Origin of the sequence: Bradyrhizobium sp. (genome assembly GCF_027451485.1) — a bacterium.
Taxonomy (GTDB): domain Bacteria; phylum Pseudomonadota; class Alphaproteobacteria; order Rhizobiales; family Xanthobacteraceae; genus Bradyrhizobium.
Genome location: NZ_DAIDJE010000141.1, coordinates 1 through 2,021 on the forward strand (window position 1 = coordinate 1; position 2,021 = coordinate 2,021).

1 protein-coding gene is annotated in these 2,021 nt (G+C 62.7%); it reads right to left on the reverse strand.

The window, feature by feature from the left end; all coding sequences use genetic code 11:
• Positions 1–2,021, reverse strand: a 2,021-nt coding sequence (locus NEZ08_RS18090) for a bifunctional [glutamine synthetase] adenylyltransferase/[glutamine synthetase]-adenylyl-L-tyrosine phosphorylase (RefSeq protein ID WP_298109749.1), incomplete at both ends; no start/stop codon positions are given.

The window sequence follows — 2,021 nt, forward strand, 5'->3', positions numbered from 1 at the left end:
CTCCCGCGGTCGAGTGAGGACTGCGCGAATAATGGCCTCAATCCTGGCGCGGAAATCCTCCGACCCCGAGATCACCCGCGCTCGGGTCAGGGCCATGTGCTCCCAAGTCCAGGCCTCCTTGTCCTGATATTCAGCGAAAGCATCGACGTGCGAGGCGACAGGACCCGCACGGCCCGACGGCCGCAACCGCATGTCGATGTCGTACAGGACGCCGTAATTCGTGCGGGTGGTGAACGCGCTGATCAGCCGCTGGGTGAAGCGGGCAAAATATTGCCCACCGTGCAGCGGTCTGGGGCCGTCGGAATCCGGATGATATGCATCGAAGTCATAGAGCAGAATGAGATCGAGATCGGAAGCCGCCGTCATCTCGCGGCTTCCTAGCCTGCCCATCGCCAGGATCGCCGTCTCCTGTCCCTTGATCCGGCCGTATTGGGCGGTGAACTGCTCGCTTACCAAGCCATGCACAGTGTGAACGATGCCTTCGGCGACGTCGGCGAATGCAATGCCCGCCTGCTGCGCCGAGACAGTGCCGGATAAGATGCGCGTTCCAATCAGGAACAGGCTTTCCCGGCCAAACAGCCGGAGCCGGTCCAAGAATTCCTCGTAGGAACCGGCGTCCTGGAGCGTTGTGGCCAGACGCGCCGACAATTCGTTCCGGTCCGGCATGGCACCGAAGAAGCGCGGATCGATCAGCCCGTCCATGATTTGCGGCTGACGCGGGAGCATGTCGCCGAGCCGTGGCGCCGCCCCCAGAATCAATGCGACGAGCGCGACAAGGTCGCGGTTCTGACTAAGCAAAACGAACAGGCGGCCGCCGCGCTGCAGGGCCTGCAGAAAGCCGTCGAAGACGACGATGGCGTTGTCGGGATATTCGGCGTTGGCAAGCCCCTCGATCAGAGAGGGGAGAAATTCGACGAAGGAGCGGCGGGTTGCCTCCACTCGGAATACGCGATAGTCGCCCTGCAGCCAATGCTGAACGGTCCCGGCCACCGCGACCGGCTTCTTGAAGCCAAGGGCGGTAAGGCGGTCGATCAGGCGTGGATCGTCGGGCCCGGCCGAGTAATCTACATCCGGCAATTTGGCGGTCCCTGCGGGATCGCCTTCAAACAGCTTCGCGTAATGCCCCTGCACGACCTTGAGATGCTCGAGCAGATCGCTCGCAAACGCGGCCCGACTCTCATAGCCGAGAAACCGTGCAAATTTCTCAACCGCCTCGGGATCATCGGGCAACGCATGCGTCTGCTCGTCGGCCACCATTTGCAGACGGTGTTCGACGCGGCGCAGGAATTCGTAAGCCGAGGTCAACTGGTCGCGCGCTTCGGCAGTGATCCAGCTACCTGACGCCAGCCGGCCGAGCGCTTCGAGCGTCGGCCGCACCCGCAATTCGGGGTGCCGGCCGCCGGCAATCAGCTGCTGGGTTTGGGCGAAAAATTCAATTTCGCGGATGCCGCCGCGGCCAATCTTGACATTATGGCCTTCGACCGTGATCTCGCTTTGCCCACGATAGGTCTGCATCTGCCGCTTCATGTCATGCACGTCGGCGAGTGCGGCGAAATCCAGATGCTTGCGCCACACAAACGGCGCAAGCTCCGCCATCAGCGCCTCGCCGGCTTTGAGATCGCCAGCGCAGGGTTTCGCCTTGATCATGGCGGCGCGCTCCCACGTGCGACCTTCCCGCTCGTAATAGTGCAACGCCGAGGCGGTTGATATTGCCAGCGGCGTCGAGGCTGGATCGGGGCGCAGCCGCAAATCGACCCGAAAGACGTAACCCTCCCCGCTTCGTTGCTGCAGCATCCGCGACAGGCCCTGTGCGATGCGAACGAAGAACGGCTGCGGTTCGATGTCGGGCGCCAGCGAAGATGCCTCGGCATCGTAAAAAACGATCAGGTCGATATCGCTGGAGAAATTCAATTCACCGGCGCCCATCTTGCCCATCGCGAGCACGATCAGGCCGCATCCCTCTTCCGGCCGCTCCGGATTCGGCGGCAGCATCCTTCCGCGCGCCCCCTCCTGCCGTAACA